Raw genomic sequence first — 15041 nt, forward strand, 5'->3', positions numbered from 1 at the left:
AAAAATAACTTTTATTCTTCAGATAGCCTCTTTTCTTGCAATAATTTTTCGACTTCCCGGTCGGCTTTTGTCAGTTTATCCTTGCAAAAAGCAATAATCTCATTGGCTTCTTTTATTTTCTCACTCAAAATGTCGATATCCAGTTCGTTATTATCTATCTGGCGAACGATCTTTTCGAGACGTTCCATTGCTTGGGAATATGTTTCTTTTTTTGCTGCCACGATGATTGATATTTAATGGTTAATGATGAATGTTCTTACAAATAAACAGTCGACGGATAGTTACTTTTCCACCACAGATTGCACTTCTCCTTTCAGCAACCGGGTTGTCAAGCGATCTCCCGGTTTCAGCGAAGATGCGTCCGTCACCGCTTTCCCGTCTTTGATTGTAATACTGTATCCCCGGCTCAAGAGTTTATCCGGAGAGGCGTCTGCTATCCGCTGTTGCAAAAGTTCCAACCGGTGAGACCGACGGGCCAACAATGCTTTCGCCACTTGTGACAAATCCTTCTTTGCTGCCAGCAAAGAAAAACGAGCATCCGCAAGTTTGCGGTGAACAAGATTGGGAATACGGATTTGGAGCGCCTCCAACCTTCGTTGTTCCTGCTCAAGAAGCATATAAGCTCCCTGTTGAAGACGTACAGATAATTCTTCCAGATGCTCTGCTACTTCCGTTACCTGATGAATCAGAAGCTCGGCAGCAGCCGTAGGAGTCTTTACCCGGGTATGAGCTACAGAGTCAAGGACTGTATCATCGCGTTCATGACCAATACCGGTAATGATAGGTAATGGAAATTGCGCACATGCAGCTGCTAGTAGATAAGTATCAAAACCGGATAAATCGGAAGTAGCCCCACCGCCACGAATAATGACCACTACGTCAAATTCATTGATGCGGGCATTGATACGGTCTAAAGCCGCCAATACAGACTCTTCAACTTGATTGCCTTGCATTAAAGCCGGAAAAAGTTCTGTATAAAAATAGAATCCGCCCGGATTGTGCTGTAACTGATGGCAGAAATCTCCATATCCGGCTGCGGTAGCCGAAGAAATGACGGCAACACGTTGGGGAAGAACCGGCATTTCAAGTTCTTTATTCAACGTCAAGACTCCCTCCTCTTCCAACTGCAATAATATTTCCCGACGACGGCGAGCCATATCTCCCAACGTGTAAGCAGGATCAATATCAAGCACCGTCAAACTGTAACCGTATAACTCATGAAACTGAACAGTTACTTTCACCAGCACTTTAATACCGGAGGTAAATAGTTGTCCGGTGCTTTCCTCAAAATAGGGTTTCAGCAAGCGGTAGATATTATTCCAAATCATCCCCCGTGCTTTGGCTACGAGATTATTACTACGAGGATCTTTCTGCACAAATTCCAGATAACAATGCCCCGTCGTATTGGAACGGACATCGCTCAACTCTGTCTGTATCCAATATTCATCGGGCAGGCATTGCTCCAGACTACGGCGGACGAGTGAATTCAGTTCTAAAAGGGAAAGAGAATCCATAAAAAAGAACAGTTAACGTTGAGTTGATTGATATGCCTTCCACAAGTCGGGAATACCATATCCATATATATTATCCGGGAAATCAGCTCTGTCACCAGACTGACGCACCAAATCAATAATCTGCTTTGCCGTCAGCTTCGGGCAAGCCTGCCACAAACAAGCTACCATACCGCACATAATCGGAGAAGCAAAAGAAGTTCCATTGGCGCGACGAAGATTTCCATCCGTTCCCATCACATCCGAATTTAAACCGACAGCCACTACGTCCGGCTTCACACGTCCGTCAGCCGTATTTCCTACAGAAGAAAACGGCGCCAGTTCTCCTCTTTTTGTTACAGCTCCTACAGTTATGATATTCTCCGCATCTCCCGGAGGAGTAATCTTCTTCCACGAACCCGCGCCCGAATTTCCGGCACTGCACACAACGACCATTCCTTTATCGGCAGCCTTCGCAGCTTCACGGGACATCAATGCATAATGCCCATTCAAGTCACGGTATCTATAATTCTTCGTAGGATCATCAAATGAGTAGTAACCAAGCGATGTATTCACTAAATCCACTCCTACACTATCGGCAAACTCGATGGCTGCCGCCCAATAATCCTGCTCTACCAAATTTTCCGAATATTCGTCTTCACTACGCAGCAACCAATAAGAAGCTTCAGGAGCAGTGCCAATCATCACATGCGGCTGGTTCATAGCCATACAGGACAATACAGACATTCCATGACTGCTTTCTGCATAAATATCTGCCTCCGGATTCACAAAGTCACGCACACCGAGAATACGGATATTTTTCATGGCATCAATCTTATCCACATTATGGAAGCCGGCATCAATCACGGCAATGGTCATTCCCTGTCCCTTAAAGCCTGCATCATGCAGGAGATCGACGCGGCTCATAGCCGCTTGCGTGATTGCAGGACCGTAAAGGCTATCGGTGCGCAACGGTTTATTTATCAGTGAGTCTCTTTGAAATGCTCTTTGCGTGATACCTTTCCACACTCTTTCTGTAGAACGTACAAAAGGCAGTTGAGCTATTTCGCTGATTAAGGTACTGTCATTACAAGAAACAGTAACGAAATTATCCCATTTCCCGGTCACAAGTACATGAACACCAGTCTTTCGTATGGCATCTACATACGTCCTGCAAACCGGTAAATCGGTAGAATCAATGGGCAATCCCTGTTTCTTTCTCCGTTCTATAGATTTCTTAGACAAATACTTTTCCGGTTTTTGCAAGGAATAGTCCGTAGCCGCTTTGTCTTTCAGACTAATCCGGTATTTTAAGGTATCTCCCGGAGTAAATTGGGCAGATACCCCCAAATACATATTTAGAGCGAGAATCAATACTATAAACTTCTTCATAAGTTATCTTTCTATTTTAATCAATCATAATTCTTCATTTTCTATAATCACCAGCCCGATTCCTCTTTGGGAAGCGATGAAAGCTCCTCCCAGCACCCGTCTTCCATCATAAAACACTGCAGATTGTCCGGGAGCAATGGCCGAAGCCATTTCGAGGAAACGTACCAGCAAACGTCCGTCTTCCAATCTTTTCACCCGGCAGGGAATCGGACGACTGCGATAACGAATCCGCACTGTCAGATTCTCACACCCGAACAGTTCCCGTTCATCCACAATCTTATCCTGCTCCGCCAACATGTATTCAGTTTCCAATTGGTCGGCATCTCCAAGCATCACCGTATTTTTCTGCGGATTGATTTTCAACACATAAGCAGGCTTTCCTAAAGCGATCTCCAGTCCTTTTCGTTGGCCAATCGTATAATAAGGTGCTCCTTTATGTTTCCCCAGTTTTACTCCTTCAGAGTTAACAAACCATCCCGGTCCGATTTCACTATCCAGTTCGGGGCACTGTTCACGAAGAAAATCACGGTAATCTCCCTTAATAAAGCAGACTTCCATACTTTCTCCTTCTTTCGACTTTGCTTCATATCCTTTCTCCGCAAGATACTCACGGACCTTTACTTTCGTATAATCTCCCAACGGGAAAATGCAACGTTTCAGCACATCCTGCCCCAATCTCCAGAGAAAATACGACTGGTCTTTCTTATCATCGTCTCCGGCTACTATATAAATGTTTCCGTTTTTCTCTTCCAATCGCGAATAATGTCCGGTAGCTACCCATGCACAATTCAACTTATCCGCCCACTCCGTCAAAACACGGAACTTAAACAACGGATTGCACATCACACACGGATTCGGTGTACGCCCCTGCTTATATTCGTCTATGAAGTTTTTTACGATGGTCTCTTTAAAAGGAATACGCTCATCTGCCACATAATGTTCAATCCCCATTCGTTCAGCTAACTCCCTGGCGTCCTGCGGTTCATCCCCCCACACACGCATGGTAACTCCTACAATCTCATATCCTTGTTCTTGCAGCATCAAGCAAGTAGCGGTGCTGTCTATGCCACCGCTCATACCTACCAATACTCTCTTGTTTCGTTCTTCCATTCGAATTTTGAAAATTTACATGGTTACAAATGTACGAGATTTCAAAGAGAAAAGTTGCTTTTCTGAAAGAAAATCCTTATATTTGAAATATACCAAAAGCGAGAACAATTATGGCTAACCCTAGATTAGCGGGCATTTCCGAAAACGAAGAAGCCTTATTGTATGCCAAATTGAATGAGTACAACCGAGGCAGAGCCTCTTTTAAAGAGGCAGGAGTCTACTTGGTGGTGTTGCCCCGACCGGGGAAACCAAACTATTCCCTTTGGCTGTACTCTCCCCTGCCCGAAAAGCAATCTATTCTTTATATACATGACCTGTCACCGGACATTAACGAATCCCTCCGAATGGCCAGTACAATGTTTTACTATTCAAGGCGTTGCCTTATTCTCATGGATTACAATGAGAAAAGAATGCAGAGTAACGGTGACGACCTTATCTTTTTCGGAAAATACCGGGGACATTTTCTTCATGAAATTTTGAAGATAGATCCTGCCTATTTAAGTTGGGTAGCTTACAAGTTCACCCCCAAAATACCTAAACAGGAACGCTTCGTCCAAATAGCACAGGCTTATCATTCCATACATTTGGATATCATGATCAGAAAGTCGAGAGAGAAACGTTCATCAAGCCGCTATTTGGGAGAATTAGGGGAAAAACTGACTGACTTAAAATTAAAAGTCACACGCGTACGACTGGAAGACGATCCATACAAAACAAGAGTGAACGGCACTACCCCACAGTTTTTTGTCAAGCAGATACTGACTTTAACCGATGCCAGTGGAAACCTAGTTATTATAAGTATTCCATCAAAAAATCCCAGTGCGGTTTCATGCACTCTATCAGGGATAGAACATGAATACCGACTGGGAGATATTATCTACATTGCATCGGCGAAAGTATCACGCCAATACGAAAGCTATGGTTCAAAGTACACGCGCCTTAGCCATGTGAAGTTCGCAAGCCTCAACGTTTAGTCCAATCGTCCTTGACAAAACTTGCCGGATAGGAAATTTTATCCACCACTCCGTCTTTCTGACGAATCCAGGACGTAAATGTACGAGCACCCTCATCTAATACGATGATACGGGCCCCGTTAGGCAAATGATTATATTCCGTATTTCCACCGGTGAAGCGTCCATAAGCCAGAAGAATACCCTTCCACATCACTGCATAATCATTATCATGATCGTGTCCTACAAACATACCCATCACATCACCCGCTTCTTTCATTGCCGCAAACATTCCCGTATTCAATTTAGGTGCACAAGCTTCCTCCATACGAGTTCCGCGAAGAATCGCGTTTTCGGTACGGGCAGCTTCATTGTATTCAGGAAGAGGAATATGGAAAAAGGCAAGAGCCGGCAAAGGCTGTCCACCATTTTGCGCTTTATAAGCTGCACTCTGCTGGCGATACCAATCTATCTGATCGAATGTAAGCCATGCATATCCCTTCACATCTTTCAAAGGAGAATAGGAATGAGAATCCATGCAATAAAGCAAAGCTGCATCCTTCTTTACATTAGAAGACGATTTCACGGTTAATACATAGTCCGGCGATAAGACTGTTCCCCGGTCTGGCAATAAATTGCCGGGAACTTTACGGATAATATCATATAACTGTTCCCGTGCCATTCCCTGTTCATTGTCATGATTACCAAAAGTGACCACGAAAGGCAGTTTGCGTTTAACTACCGGTTCCAATACCTGCAACATTCCGGAATCTGCCGGAGCAGAATAAACAACATCGCCGGTAAAAATCACCAAATCCGGGCGTTCATCATCAAGCACCTGATTTATGCGTTCCAAAGCGATATCAGAAGCCCGGTTGCCGTATTTAAAATGCACATCGGTAAATTGCACAATTTTGAATTTACCATCTTTACTAAATTTCAGTTCACTCTTTTGAGCCATACAAAAAGTTGTTACCAACAAAAAGGTAAGTGTTAAGTAAATTTTTAAGAGCCGAATCATATTTATTCGTTTTAGGGGTTAAGAAATCTTCTCTATCAATACGGTAGCATAGGCTGATATACCTTCTTCACGACCCGTAAAACCGAGTTTCTCGGTAGTAGTCGCCTTAATGGAAATATCATCCGCATCAATTCCCATGACAGTTGCCATCGTCTCTTGCATCAAAGGAATGTGTGCCTTTAACTTCGGGCGTTCGGCACAAATGGTTGCATCGATATTACCCACTTTATATCCTTTGGTAGCAATCAATTCCACTGTTTTCTTCAGCAGTATTTTGCTATCTATGTTTTTAAATTCTCCTGCCGTATCGGGAAAGTGATAGCCGATATCACGCATATTCGCCGCCCCTAACAAAGCATCGCAAACCGCATGCAACAATACATCAGCATCCGAATGCCCCAACAATCCTTTTATATGTTCCAAAAGAATACCACCCAGCCACAATTCACGCCCTTCGACCAGCTGATGTACGTCGAAGCCAAAGCCTACTCTTATCTTCATATTTCGTATAACAAATGAGTACTAATGAATAAAAAAGATCAACGGATATAGAAATCCAGCAGTTTTTCCTCTTCCAGATAACCTTGCAAACGCTGTCCGATACTAACAGGACCTACACCGACAGGAGTCCCCGTAAAGAGTAGATCACCGATTTTCAACGTTACAAACCGACTGACATAAGCGATAATATCATCTATCTTGAAAAGCATATCTGCTGTACAGCCACGCTGTACTTCTTTACCGTCGATCAACAGATTGAAGTTCAAATTTTGAATATCTTTATAATGCTCTACCGGAACAAAAGTCCCAATAGCAGCCGATGAATCAAAACCTTTACAAAGCTCCCAGGGATTCCCCTGTTCACGGAACTTTCGTTGAAGGTCACGGGCTGTAAAGTCGATACCGACTGTCACAGCATCATAATAGCGGTTAGCAAAACGGGGAGCGATATTTTTCCCCAATCGGTTGATACGGACTACCAATTCCGTTTCATAATGTATCTCGTTGGAAAAGTCGGGGATGAAAAACGGTTTGCCATCTTTCAGAATAGCAGAATCAGGCTTCATAAAAATCACCGGCTCCGTATTTACTTGTGTATGTCCCAGTTCTTTGTTATGCTGGGCGTAGTTCATGCCTACTGCAATAATCTTCATTATTTCTCGTTAAAATTCAATCGGTTAAACATAACAGCCAAATGAGCATATAAAGACGTATTCTGCACCACAATATTCTCGGGTACACGGATTCGGAAAGGAGTAAAGTTCCATACGGCTTTTATACCTCCGTCTACCATCTTATCTGTAATTTCCTGAGCAATATTAATAGGCACGGTCAACACACCGATATTTACATCGTATTCTTTCATCTTTGCCTCAAAATCATCAGAGTGAAAAATAGGAATACCATTCAGGTCTTTTCCCACCAATTCCGGATTCACATCAAAAGCTGCCACAATCTCCAGCCCGAAATGATGCAAACCTGAATCCCGAAGCAAAGCAGCCCCCAGGCTACCTACACCAAACAAGAAGGCTTTGTGCATATTGGTAAATCCAAGAAAACTCTCCAACACTTCAATCAGCGCATCAATGTTATACCCTACTCTCGTGCGCCCGGAGATATTGACGTAGGATAAATCCTTGGCGATTTGAGAAGCATCAATATTTATTTCCTTAGAGATTTGTGTAGAAGAGACGTACTGTTCTCCTTTTTCTTTCATTAGTTTTATGTTGGACAGATACCAGGGAAGTCTGCGCAAGGTAGGCTCCGGCACTTTATCCGCCTCTTTTCGTATAGATGTGCTCATACTTCTTACTAAATTTGGTATTTTGCAAAAGTACAATCTTTTTTGAGACTGACAACCCTATAACTGAAAACCTTAATAGAGATTAAACAAAACGATAAAAAGAGGTGCAAATTTTGCTCCTTTCCATAAGTTTAATACCTTTGAAAAAGATTAAAAATGGCGAGTATGAAAAGTAATGATTGGAAAGATAGATTAAACGTAGTATATTCCACGAATCCGGACTTCGGCTATGAAATGGATAACGATGAAGAACAAATTACTCTCGACAAAAACAAACAAAACCTGCGAGTTTCCATTGACAAAAAGAACCGGGGCGGTAAAGTGGTCACATTAATTACCGGATTTATAGGTACGGAAAACGACTTGAAAGAGCTGGGTAAGCTACTGAAAAGCAAATGCGGAGTAGGCGGATCGGCTAAAGACGGAGAGATTATGGTGCAAGGAGATTTCAAAACCAAAATCATAGAGCTGCTCATTAAAGAAGGATACTCTAAAACAAAAGGTATAGGAGGTTAAACTAAATAGCATTTTGTAACTAGAAATTTTAAAGATATGAGAAAAGTAACATTATTCTTTGCAGCAGCGTTATTCTCACTGTTGTCATTTGCACAAGACAACAATGCTGATATCGTCAAGGTAGGCGATAGTATGCCTGCTTTCACGCTTCATTCAACAGTGAACGGTTCTGTAAACTCCGAGGACTTGAAAGGGAAAGTTGTATTAATCAATATTTTCGCGACTTGGTGTGGTCCTTGCCAAAGCGAACTGGCTGAAGTTCAAAAAACACTCTGGCCTAAATATAAGGACAACAAAGATTTCTGCATGTTAGTAATCGGACGCGAACATACCGACAATCAATTAACGGAATACAACAAGCGCAAAGGGTTTACATTTCCTCTCTACCCGGACCCGAAACGGGAAGTCACAGGTAAGTTTGCCAGTCAATACATTCCCAGAAGTTACTTAATCGACAAAGACGGGAAAGTGATATCCGCCACTGTCGGTTATAAAAAAGAAGAAATGGACAAGCTGATGAAGGAAATAGACAAAGCATTGAAATAATCCTCCCCAAGAATGTGCCTCATGTTATACATGGCAGTTTCTTGAGGAAAGGAATGATAAGATCAAATCAAAAGAAAAGGCAACTAACTCGTTATAAATTAGTTGCCTTTCTTGTATCTTCAAATAGAGAGTCTTAATGAATACCTCTATTAAGTTAACGTGTTCCGTTTTTAAGGACACATCATAGAATTTGAATCTGATTGATTATTCAGCTTTCAAAGTGAAACGCTTGAAATCAACAATCTTCAGTTCAGGGTCAGCAGCAGCCAACACTTCTCTTACAGTTTTCTTACCGTCCATGATATCTTCCTGGTTCAATAAGCAAACTTCTTTCAAGAACTTGCCCAGACGACCTTTCGCGATGTTCTGAATCATTTGTTCAGGCAGGTGTGCAGCCTTCTCTGCAGAAACAGTAGCAATAATTTCTTTTGCTTTAGCTACATCTTCAGCTGTAATCCATCCTTTAGCCATGTTGCTATCCATGTGTTCTTCGCTGTCCACATGAGCCGGGTTGATGTTAGCTTTCTTCAGAGCAGCCTCTACAGCTTTCTGTACCTGTTCTGCTTTTGTCTTCTCAATAGCAACTTCGATTTCTTTCTGTTTTACTTCTTCAGAAACGCCATCTTCATCAATAGCAATCGGGTTCATGGCAGCAATCTGCATAGCTATTTGCTTAGCCAACTGCTCGTTCACTTCCTTGTTGAAAGCAACAATCGCGCAAAGACCATTTCTGTTCATGTGATTGTAAACAGCAGTGCATACACCTTCTACAGTCATGTAACCATCCAGTTCCATTTTCTCACCTGTGATACCGCTACGGTCAGTCACTGCATCCTGTACAGTACCGTTACCCATCGGCAATGCTTTTACTTCGTCCAAAGTAGCGCATTTATTAGCCACAGCAAGATCAAGAATATCCTGAGTCAGTTTCACGAAATCAGCATTCTGAGCCACAAAGTCAGTTTCACACTTCAAAGCAACGATAACAGCACGGTCACCGGTAGTTTTAGCCAAAACGCAACCTTCAGAAGCTTCACGTTCTGAACGCTTAGCAGCAACAGCTTGTCCTTTCTTACGGATAATTTCCATTGCCTTGTCGAAATCGCCTTCAGCTTCAGTCAACGCGTTTTTGCAATCCATCATACCAGCTCCGGTCATTTTGCGCAGCTTGGTAATATCAGCCATACTTACAGCCATAATAATTTCCTTTATTTAAATGAATAATAATTTTCGAAACAAAAAAATGTGCCAATCTGCCAATCAAGATACAAGCGTATAAATATACTCTTGCACATTAGCAAATTGGCACATTTTATATATTAAGCCTCTTCGTCTTCCTTGATGAAAGCAGCAGCTTTAGCTGCGTTGATAGCTTCTTCGTCAGACTTGTCGAGTCTAGCTTTCACTGATTTCTTCTTGCCTTTGTTAGCAGGAGCTTCACCAGCAGCTTCCATATCGATCTTTTCAGCTTTTCTTTCTTCCAAACCTTCGATCATTGCAGCGCAGCAAGCATCCAAGATAACTTCTACTGATTTAGTAGCGTCATCGTTAGCAGGAATTACGAAATCTACGTTTGAAGGATCAGAGTTAGTATCAACGATACCAAATACAGGGATACCCAGACGGTTAGCTTCGCGAACTGCGATGTTTTCTTTCATTACGTCGATAACGAACAATGCAGACGGCAGACGAGTCAGGTCAGCGATAGATCCCAAAGTCTTGTCTAATTTTGCACGTTGACGAGAAATCTGAAGAACTTCTCTCTTAGAAAGGTTAGAGTAAGTACCATCGTTAGTCAATTTATCGATAGTAGCCATTTTCTTCACAGCCTTACGGATAGTCGGGAAATTAGTCAACATACCACCCGGCCAGCGTTCGATTACATAAGGCATATTAACAGATTGAGCTTTCTCAGCTACAACTTGTTTAGCTTGTTTTTTAGTAGCAACAAAAAGAACTTTCTTGCCAGATTTGGCAATCTGTTTCAAAGCTTCAGCAGCTTCGTCTACTTTTGCAACTGTTTTGTGGAGGTCAATGATATGAATACCATTACGTTCCATGAAAATATAAGGAGCCATTGCAGGGTTCCACTTTCTCTTAAGGTGTCCGAAGTGGCAACCAGCCTCCAATAATGTATCAAAATTTGTTCTTGACATCTTGTTTTTTCTTTAAATCGTTTACTTTCTTTTTTGTTTTTTCTAAACCAACCGCTGGGTAGTCTATGAGCAGAGTCCCAGTAGTTTAGATACTAAACATATTCCTCTATCAGGCAGCACATTAACGCTTGCTGAACTGGAATCTTCTACGAGCTTTCGGCTGTCCCGGTTTCTTACGTTCAACAGAACGAGGGTCACGAGTCATGAAGCCTTCTGCACGAAGAGCAGCTTTATCTTCAGCGTTCATCTTAACCAGTGCACGAGCGATTGCCAAACGCAATGCCTGAGACTGACCCGTGAAACCACCACCACACAAGTTCACCTTGATGTCATACTTCTCAGCAGCACCCAGCTTGTTCAATGGTTGTTTTACAACATACTGAAGAATAGTTGATGGAAAGTACTCTGCAAGGTCTCTCTTGTTAATAGTAATCTTTCCTGTACCTTCGCTTACGAATATGCGTGCAATAGCACGTTTACGTCTGCCTAATGCATTTACTACTTCCATTATATCTTATTTATATGAATTAATATCAATCTTTTTCGGGTTCTGAGCAGCCTGTTTGTGTTCGCTACCAGCGTAAACATACAAGTTATTCAGCAATTTAGCTCCCAGGATATTCTTAGGAAGCATGCCCTTCACTACTTTTTTCAGTAATCTCTCTTCACCGTTCGGTTTTGTGATCAAACGGGCAGGAGTCATTTCTCTCTGACCACCAGGATAACCTGTATATGACAAATAAACTCTGTCATTCCATTTGTTACCAGTCAGTTTTACTTTGTCTGCATTGATGATGATAACGTTATCACCGCAGTCTACGTGAGGAGTAAAGTTTGGTTTGTACTTTCCTCTCAGCAATTTTGCAACTTTTGCTCCCAGACGGCCTAATGTTTGGTCTGTAGCGTCAACGATAACCCATTCTTTGGTTACAGTCGCTTTGTTTGCAGAAATGGTCTTGTAACTTAAAGTATCCACTCTAATTTTGTTTTTTAAATGTTACTACTAAAAATTTCTTCACCACTCATTAGTCTTCCCCGGACAAAGGAATACTAACTTGCTATGAATTAATCTCTTATCATTTTGTGATAATAATCGGCTTGCAAAAGTACGGCTTTTCTTTGAATTGGCAAACTATTTTTGTATATTTTTCCAGTCGCCTATTCTATTGAGGGACTTACTAATACCCGTCATTATATCATTCCATTGAGTTTCGGATTACTTTGTATCTCTTTCAGAGGGAAAATCGCGGAGACGCTTATGTTGCAGATGGCAAATGTTTTTATATTTTTCAGGTTTATGGAAGATAAAAAAACTCTCATTCATTTCTGTACCCGCATGAGCAAAATTCACCTCTGTGTCCTCCGCGTCCTCTGTGGTGAACTATTGTCATCTACCCAAAGACAGCCTCTCCCTAGAGGCAAGTGTAAAGATAGAATTAATACCTTTTGCACGAATAAACGCCCTTTTATATCATGCTGTTCAGTTTTCTTTTATATATTTGCAGAGTCTGAACGGAAAAGCGACAAACTTCCCGGACAGGCATACATTATTATAAATAAGAAAAGAAAGCCTTATCAGCTTCATCCTAAAAAACGAAAATCGCCAAAATTTCGACTGATAAAGGATGGAACAGTATGATGCTTCTGTTGTTGTATGTGTGTGCACCCTTGCAAAAGGGTGCACACATATATACTATCAGCGTGGGGTGTTTATTCAGTTCATTTATCAGTCTGGTGTTTGGCGATACCACGTATTCTATGTTTCTATCCAAGTCATTTTATGAGTTTAACATTTGCTTAACATCGGTAAATTTAGCATTGTAAAACATGTATGTTTTTGGGTCGTAATAGACCTTCTTTCGCACAAGAGCCACAATAATCCTGATGAGTTTGTTCTTGACATTGTTTAAAGCCACTTGTGGCTTTTTACCACGCCCAATTAGTCGGTTATAATACTCTCTTATCTCTGGATTGAATTTTTTTGCACAATGAGCAGCCTGTCCCAGCAAGGATTTTATGAGCTTGTTGGCGAAATGGCTTGTTTTAGCCGGAGAGTGGATACTTGTGCCTGAATCTTTTCCAAACGGGGCAACACCATAATAACAGGCTATTTTGCGTGCGTCCAGGTCAAAACGTCTGAAGTTGTTGGTGAAGATAAGCAAACAGGCTCCGTTTTGACGTGCAACGCCTTTTATCGAAGTGATGATAGCATAGTTCTCCTTAAGTTCGGCATCACTTTCTATGATGCGGTCTATCATCAGGTCGCATTCCTTGATGGCATTATCAATCTCAGACATTAAATGCTTGCTTTTTTAACAATGGAAAGCCCGCTGCCACAGGGGAACAGGTGCAGGCACATTACAAGCACACAAACTGTGGAATCTAAATTTAAAGACATCTATATTGAAAAACTCATACAGCAGAAAGTAGATGAACGCGGTATCAGTTATGCAGAGTTCGCCCGGCAAATTCATTGCGCACGGACTTCTCTCTACCATATTTTCAACAGTAAAAACATAGATATGGAACGTCTTCTACTCATCTCTGAAGTTCTTCAATACAACTTCATTGAAGAAGTCTATCTGCAGAAACTGAAATCCACGGACGAGAATATACCTTGCATTGTAATCCCTGTCAAAGAGAAAGGCATCGACACCTCACAGCTTCCGAACGAACTGCTGGAGTGGTTGAAGCAACAATTGTTGGATCAGTCTAAAAAATCGGGGGAGACAGTTTGGAAGTCTGGATAATGTGCTTCAGGGCATCCTATATCACAATAATTTATTCATGTCTGCACGGTAATGAATATCTTTTATTCATTACCAATATTAAGAATCAGCCTTCTTATTACTGATAAACTACCGCCTTCTCGTATACTTTATTTCTATTTATTAATCGCCGACTATAGTTGTCTGCCTGGCTGACTATAGTCGGCTGATTAGACAACAATAGTCGACTAGATGGACAACTCTAGTCGGCTTCTTAGATGCAAGCTGTTCAATTTGCTAAGATTGACAATGTCGATGCGAAGGTTGCGGACTGTGAAAGTGTAAACTGTGGGGATTGTGAAGGCGTGAAGAGCGTGAAGATAAGACTTTTCTTTATTTGTTCACAGAAAACACCTATCAAACAGATGGTTACCATCCGTGAAGGATGTGAATGAGAAAAACTAAACTTAATTGGGGCTTTGGTAATTTTCGGCACAATTAGTTCAAAACCACACCGCTTTTTAGTTAAATGAGAATTTAATACAGACAGAAGAGCATAAGAACAAAAAATAAAATAACCGTTCAATAAGCAACAGAAATTTAATATACCCACAGGGTTTTAGGACTGCCTCCCTTTTTCCCGATAGCTCATACCTCACATACTAAAAGAATAAGTGGCAGGTGGATATTTACATAGTAATATCTATCTGCCACCCCTCTATATATCGGTTTTATCCCCTTCCTGCACATGTGCGTTGGAAATTATCTCACAATATCTTCCGGGAATTTAGCCGGCATCTCCACCCTCTTCCAGGTTTCATAATACCAGGTGTTCAACTCATTTCCATTCAAATCATTCTTGATAAAATATTTCAGATGGAGATAATCATTGTCCTTAATCTCAAATTCCAAAATATTGTCCTGATTGTCCAGCATCGGGAGATGAATGTTCTTCTCGATACTTTCCTTATAAGAATCGTCCGTGAGTTGTTTATAAGTACCGTATCCAGTAATAATCGCATCCGCACCGGGAATAATGGTAAAGTTAACGATTTGTCCGTCATCACCCAATACTTTAAATGTATTACTGGGTTTCAACGCTCCCGGAACATCGGGAGACTCGGATACATAATGGCAGAGCTGCCAAATACCTTTCAAATCAGCCGCTTTGAATTTGGTTTTCTTCTGGGCCGTCGCACCTGTTACCGCTAACAACATTATTGAAAGCATGGTAAAAAAATAGAGCTTTTTCATTGTTGTATTATTTTAGTTAACACTCTCGAATGCGTATTTCCAAATATAAAGATTTATTTTGAGAATACAGCAATTCAGAGCATAAAAAAACTCG

Annotated in this window: 19 protein-coding genes; 5 read left to right on the plus strand and 14 right to left on the minus strand. The window is 41.5% G+C overall.

All coding sequences use genetic code 11. The features are described from left to right. Positions 1-11: 11 nt before the first annotated feature. The 4 genes from xseB to mnmA are packed head-to-tail and all read right to left on the minus strand — an operon-like array spanning position 12 to position 3992. Positions 12-221: an exodeoxyribonuclease VII small subunit gene (xseB, locus tag LPH68_RS00370; protein ID WP_004314727.1), complete on the minus strand. Its 210-nt coding sequence runs from the start codon at positions 219-221 to the stop codon at positions 12-14. Between the two features lie 60 nt (positions 222-281). Further along, positions 282-1514, minus strand: coding sequence for an exodeoxyribonuclease VII large subunit (xseA, locus tag LPH68_RS00375; protein ID WP_151936074.1), 1233 nt, complete (start codon positions 1512-1514; stop codon positions 282-284). A 12-nt stretch (positions 1515-1526) separates the two neighbouring features. Beyond that, positions 1527-2882, minus strand: a complete 1356-nt coding sequence (locus LPH68_RS00380) for a S8 family serine peptidase (protein WP_118407944.1) — start codon at positions 2880-2882, stop codon at positions 1527-1529. Between the two features lie 24 nt (positions 2883-2906). Further along, positions 2907-3992 (minus strand): tRNA 2-thiouridine(34) synthase MnmA, encoded by a 1086-nt coding sequence (gene mnmA / locus LPH68_RS00385; RefSeq protein WP_151936073.1) that lies wholly within the window; start codon positions 3990-3992, stop codon positions 2907-2909. A gap of 110 nt (positions 3993-4102) precedes the next feature. Between mnmA and LPH68_RS00390 the strand changes: the two genes are divergently transcribed. Next, on the plus strand, positions 4103-4966 hold the full coding sequence (locus tag LPH68_RS00390) for a hypothetical protein (protein ID WP_015532290.1): 864 nt from the start codon (positions 4103-4105) through the stop codon (positions 4964-4966). Here the strand turns inward: LPH68_RS00390 and LPH68_RS00395 are convergent. From LPH68_RS00395 to LPH68_RS00410, 4 genes are read right to left on the minus strand one after another with little or no spacing between them, the layout of a single operon-like run. After that, positions 4956-5963: a metallophosphoesterase family protein gene (locus tag LPH68_RS00395; protein WP_151936072.1), complete on the minus strand. Its 1008-nt coding sequence runs from the start codon at positions 5961-5963 to the stop codon at positions 4956-4958. The two genes, LPH68_RS00390 and LPH68_RS00395, sit on opposite strands and share 11 nt — an antisense overlap. 18 nt (positions 5964-5981) lie before the next feature. Continuing rightward, positions 5982-6464 (minus strand): 2-C-methyl-D-erythritol 2,4-cyclodiphosphate synthase, encoded by a 483-nt coding sequence (gene ispF / locus LPH68_RS00400; RefSeq protein WP_151936071.1) that lies wholly within the window; start codon positions 6462-6464, stop codon positions 5982-5984. Positions 6465-6502: 38 nt separating this feature from the next. After that, the gene (locus LPH68_RS00405; RefSeq protein ID WP_120067230.1) at positions 6503-7117 is read right to left on the minus strand and encodes a fumarylacetoacetate hydrolase family protein; all 615 of its coding nucleotides are present in this window, start codon (positions 7115-7117) and stop codon (positions 6503-6505) included. Then, complete coding sequence (locus tag LPH68_RS00410; RefSeq protein WP_004297208.1) at positions 7117-7767, minus strand: redox-sensing transcriptional repressor Rex; 651 nt, start codon at positions 7765-7767, stop codon at positions 7117-7119. Before LPH68_RS00410 ends, LPH68_RS00405 begins: the two co-directional genes overlap by 1 nt. Positions 7768-7932: 165 nt before the next feature. On the opposite strand from LPH68_RS00410, the gene LPH68_RS00415 reads away from it, so the two are divergent. Continuing rightward, positions 7933-8283, plus strand: coding sequence for a translation initiation factor (locus LPH68_RS00415; RefSeq protein ID WP_151936070.1), 351 nt, complete (start codon positions 7933-7935; stop codon positions 8281-8283). Positions 8284-8319: 36 nt separating this feature from the next. Then, positions 8320-8829: a TlpA disulfide reductase family protein gene (locus LPH68_RS00420; RefSeq protein ID WP_151936069.1), complete on the plus strand. Its 510-nt coding sequence runs from the start codon at positions 8320-8322 to the stop codon at positions 8827-8829. A gap of 204 nt (positions 8830-9033) precedes the next feature. Here the strand turns inward: LPH68_RS00420 and tsf are convergent, their stop codons facing one another. The 5 genes from tsf to LPH68_RS00445 all read right to left on the minus strand — a co-directional run bounded on the left by tsf (position 9034) and on the right by LPH68_RS00445 (position 13282). Beyond that, positions 9034-10026, minus strand: coding sequence for a translation elongation factor Ts (gene tsf / locus LPH68_RS00425; protein ID WP_151936068.1), 993 nt, complete (start codon positions 10024-10026; stop codon positions 9034-9036). A 122-nt stretch (positions 10027-10148) separates the two neighbouring features. Next, positions 10149-10985, minus strand: a complete 837-nt coding sequence (gene rpsB, locus LPH68_RS00430; protein ID WP_004297204.1) for a 30S ribosomal protein S2 — start codon at positions 10983-10985, stop codon at positions 10149-10151. Between the two features lie 121 nt (positions 10986-11106). Next, positions 11107-11493: a 30S ribosomal protein S9 gene (rpsI, locus tag LPH68_RS00435; RefSeq protein WP_004297203.1), complete on the minus strand. Its 387-nt coding sequence runs from the start codon at positions 11491-11493 to the stop codon at positions 11107-11109. Between the two features lie 6 nt (positions 11494-11499). Next, complete coding sequence (gene rplM / locus LPH68_RS00440) at positions 11500-11961, minus strand: 50S ribosomal protein L13 (RefSeq protein WP_087322380.1); 462 nt, start codon at positions 11959-11961, stop codon at positions 11500-11502. Positions 11962-12763: 802 nt separating this feature from the next. Next, the gene (locus LPH68_RS00445; protein WP_225450273.1) at positions 12764-13282 is read right to left on the minus strand and encodes a transposase; all 519 of its coding nucleotides are present in this window, start codon (positions 13280-13282) and stop codon (positions 12764-12766) included. Positions 13283-13360: 78 nt separating this feature from the next. Between LPH68_RS00445 and LPH68_RS00450 the strand changes: the two genes are divergently transcribed. Both LPH68_RS00450 and LPH68_RS00455 read left to right on the plus strand, forming a co-directional pair. Further along, on the plus strand, positions 13361-13735 hold the full coding sequence (locus LPH68_RS00450) for a helix-turn-helix transcriptional regulator (protein ID WP_049701812.1): 375 nt from the start codon (positions 13361-13363) through the stop codon (positions 13733-13735). Positions 13736-13971: 236 nt separating this feature from the next. Beyond that, a complete protein-coding gene (locus tag LPH68_RS00455; RefSeq protein ID WP_153882612.1) occupies positions 13972-14148 on the plus strand; it encodes a hypothetical protein in 177 nt (58 codons plus the stop codon). Positions 14149-14455: 307 nt separating this feature from the next. Here LPH68_RS00455 and LPH68_RS00460 read toward each other — a convergent pair whose 3' ends face one another. Then, on the minus strand, positions 14456-14947 hold the full coding sequence (locus LPH68_RS00460; protein WP_049701811.1) for a DUF4488 domain-containing protein: 492 nt from the start codon (positions 14945-14947) through the stop codon (positions 14456-14458). Positions 14948-15041 lie beyond the last annotated feature (94 nt).

Origin of the sequence: Bacteroides sp. 1_1_30, assembly GCF_020982715.1 — a bacterium.
Classification (GTDB): domain Bacteria; phylum Bacteroidota; class Bacteroidia; order Bacteroidales; family Bacteroidaceae; genus Bacteroides; species Bacteroides xylanisolvens.

Bases quoted from the DNA above. Each gene is read 5' to 3' on its own strand.
- xseA (WP_151936074.1), bottom strand. From the start codon at position 1,514: ATGGATTCTCTTTCCCTTTTAGAACTGAATTCACTCGTCCGCCGTAGT.
- ispF (WP_151936071.1), bottom strand. From the start codon at position 6,464: ATGAAGATAAGAGTAGGCTTTGGCTTCGACGTACATCAGCTGGTCGAA.
- LPH68_RS00410 (WP_004297208.1), bottom strand. From the start codon at position 7,767: ATGAGCACATCTATACGAAAAGAGGCGGATAAAGTGCCGGAGCCTACC.
- LPH68_RS00420 (WP_151936069.1), top strand. From the start codon at position 8,320: ATGAGAAAAGTAACATTATTCTTTGCAGCAGCGTTATTCTCACTGTTG.
- rpsB (WP_004297204.1), bottom strand. From the start codon at position 10,985: ATGTCAAGAACAAATTTTGATACATTATTGGAGGCTGGTTGCCACTTC.
- LPH68_RS00415 (WP_151936070.1), top strand. From the start codon at position 7,933: ATGAAAAGTAATGATTGGAAAGATAGATTAAACGTAGTATATTCCACG.
- LPH68_RS00445 (WP_225450273.1), bottom strand. From the start codon at position 13,282: ATGTCTGAGATTGATAATGCCATCAAGGAATGCGACCTGATGATAGAC.
- LPH68_RS00455 (WP_153882612.1), top strand. From the start codon at position 13,972: ATGCAAGCTGTTCAATTTGCTAAGATTGACAATGTCGATGCGAAGGTT.
- LPH68_RS00390 (WP_015532290.1), top strand. From the start codon at position 4,103: ATGGCTAACCCTAGATTAGCGGGCATTTCCGAAAACGAAGAAGCCTTA.
- LPH68_RS00380 (WP_118407944.1), bottom strand. From the start codon at position 2,882: ATGAAGAAGTTTATAGTATTGATTCTCGCTCTAAATATGTATTTGGGG.
- LPH68_RS00395 (WP_151936072.1), bottom strand. From the start codon at position 5,963: ATGATTCGGCTCTTAAAAATTTACTTAACACTTACCTTTTTGTTGGTA.
- tsf (WP_151936068.1), bottom strand. From the start codon at position 10,026: ATGGCTGTAAGTATGGCTGATATTACCAAGCTGCGCAAAATGACCGGA.
- mnmA (WP_151936073.1), bottom strand. From the start codon at position 3,992: ATGGAAGAACGAAACAAGAGAGTATTGGTAGGTATGAGCGGTGGCATA.
- LPH68_RS00405 (WP_120067230.1), bottom strand. From the start codon at position 7,117: ATGAAGATTATTGCAGTAGGCATGAACTACGCCCAGCATAACAAAGAA.
- rpsI (WP_004297203.1), bottom strand. From the start codon at position 11,493: ATGGAAGTAGTAAATGCATTAGGCAGACGTAAACGTGCTATTGCACGC.
- LPH68_RS00460 (WP_049701811.1), bottom strand. From the start codon at position 14,947: ATGAAAAAGCTCTATTTTTTTACCATGCTTTCAATAATGTTGTTAGCG.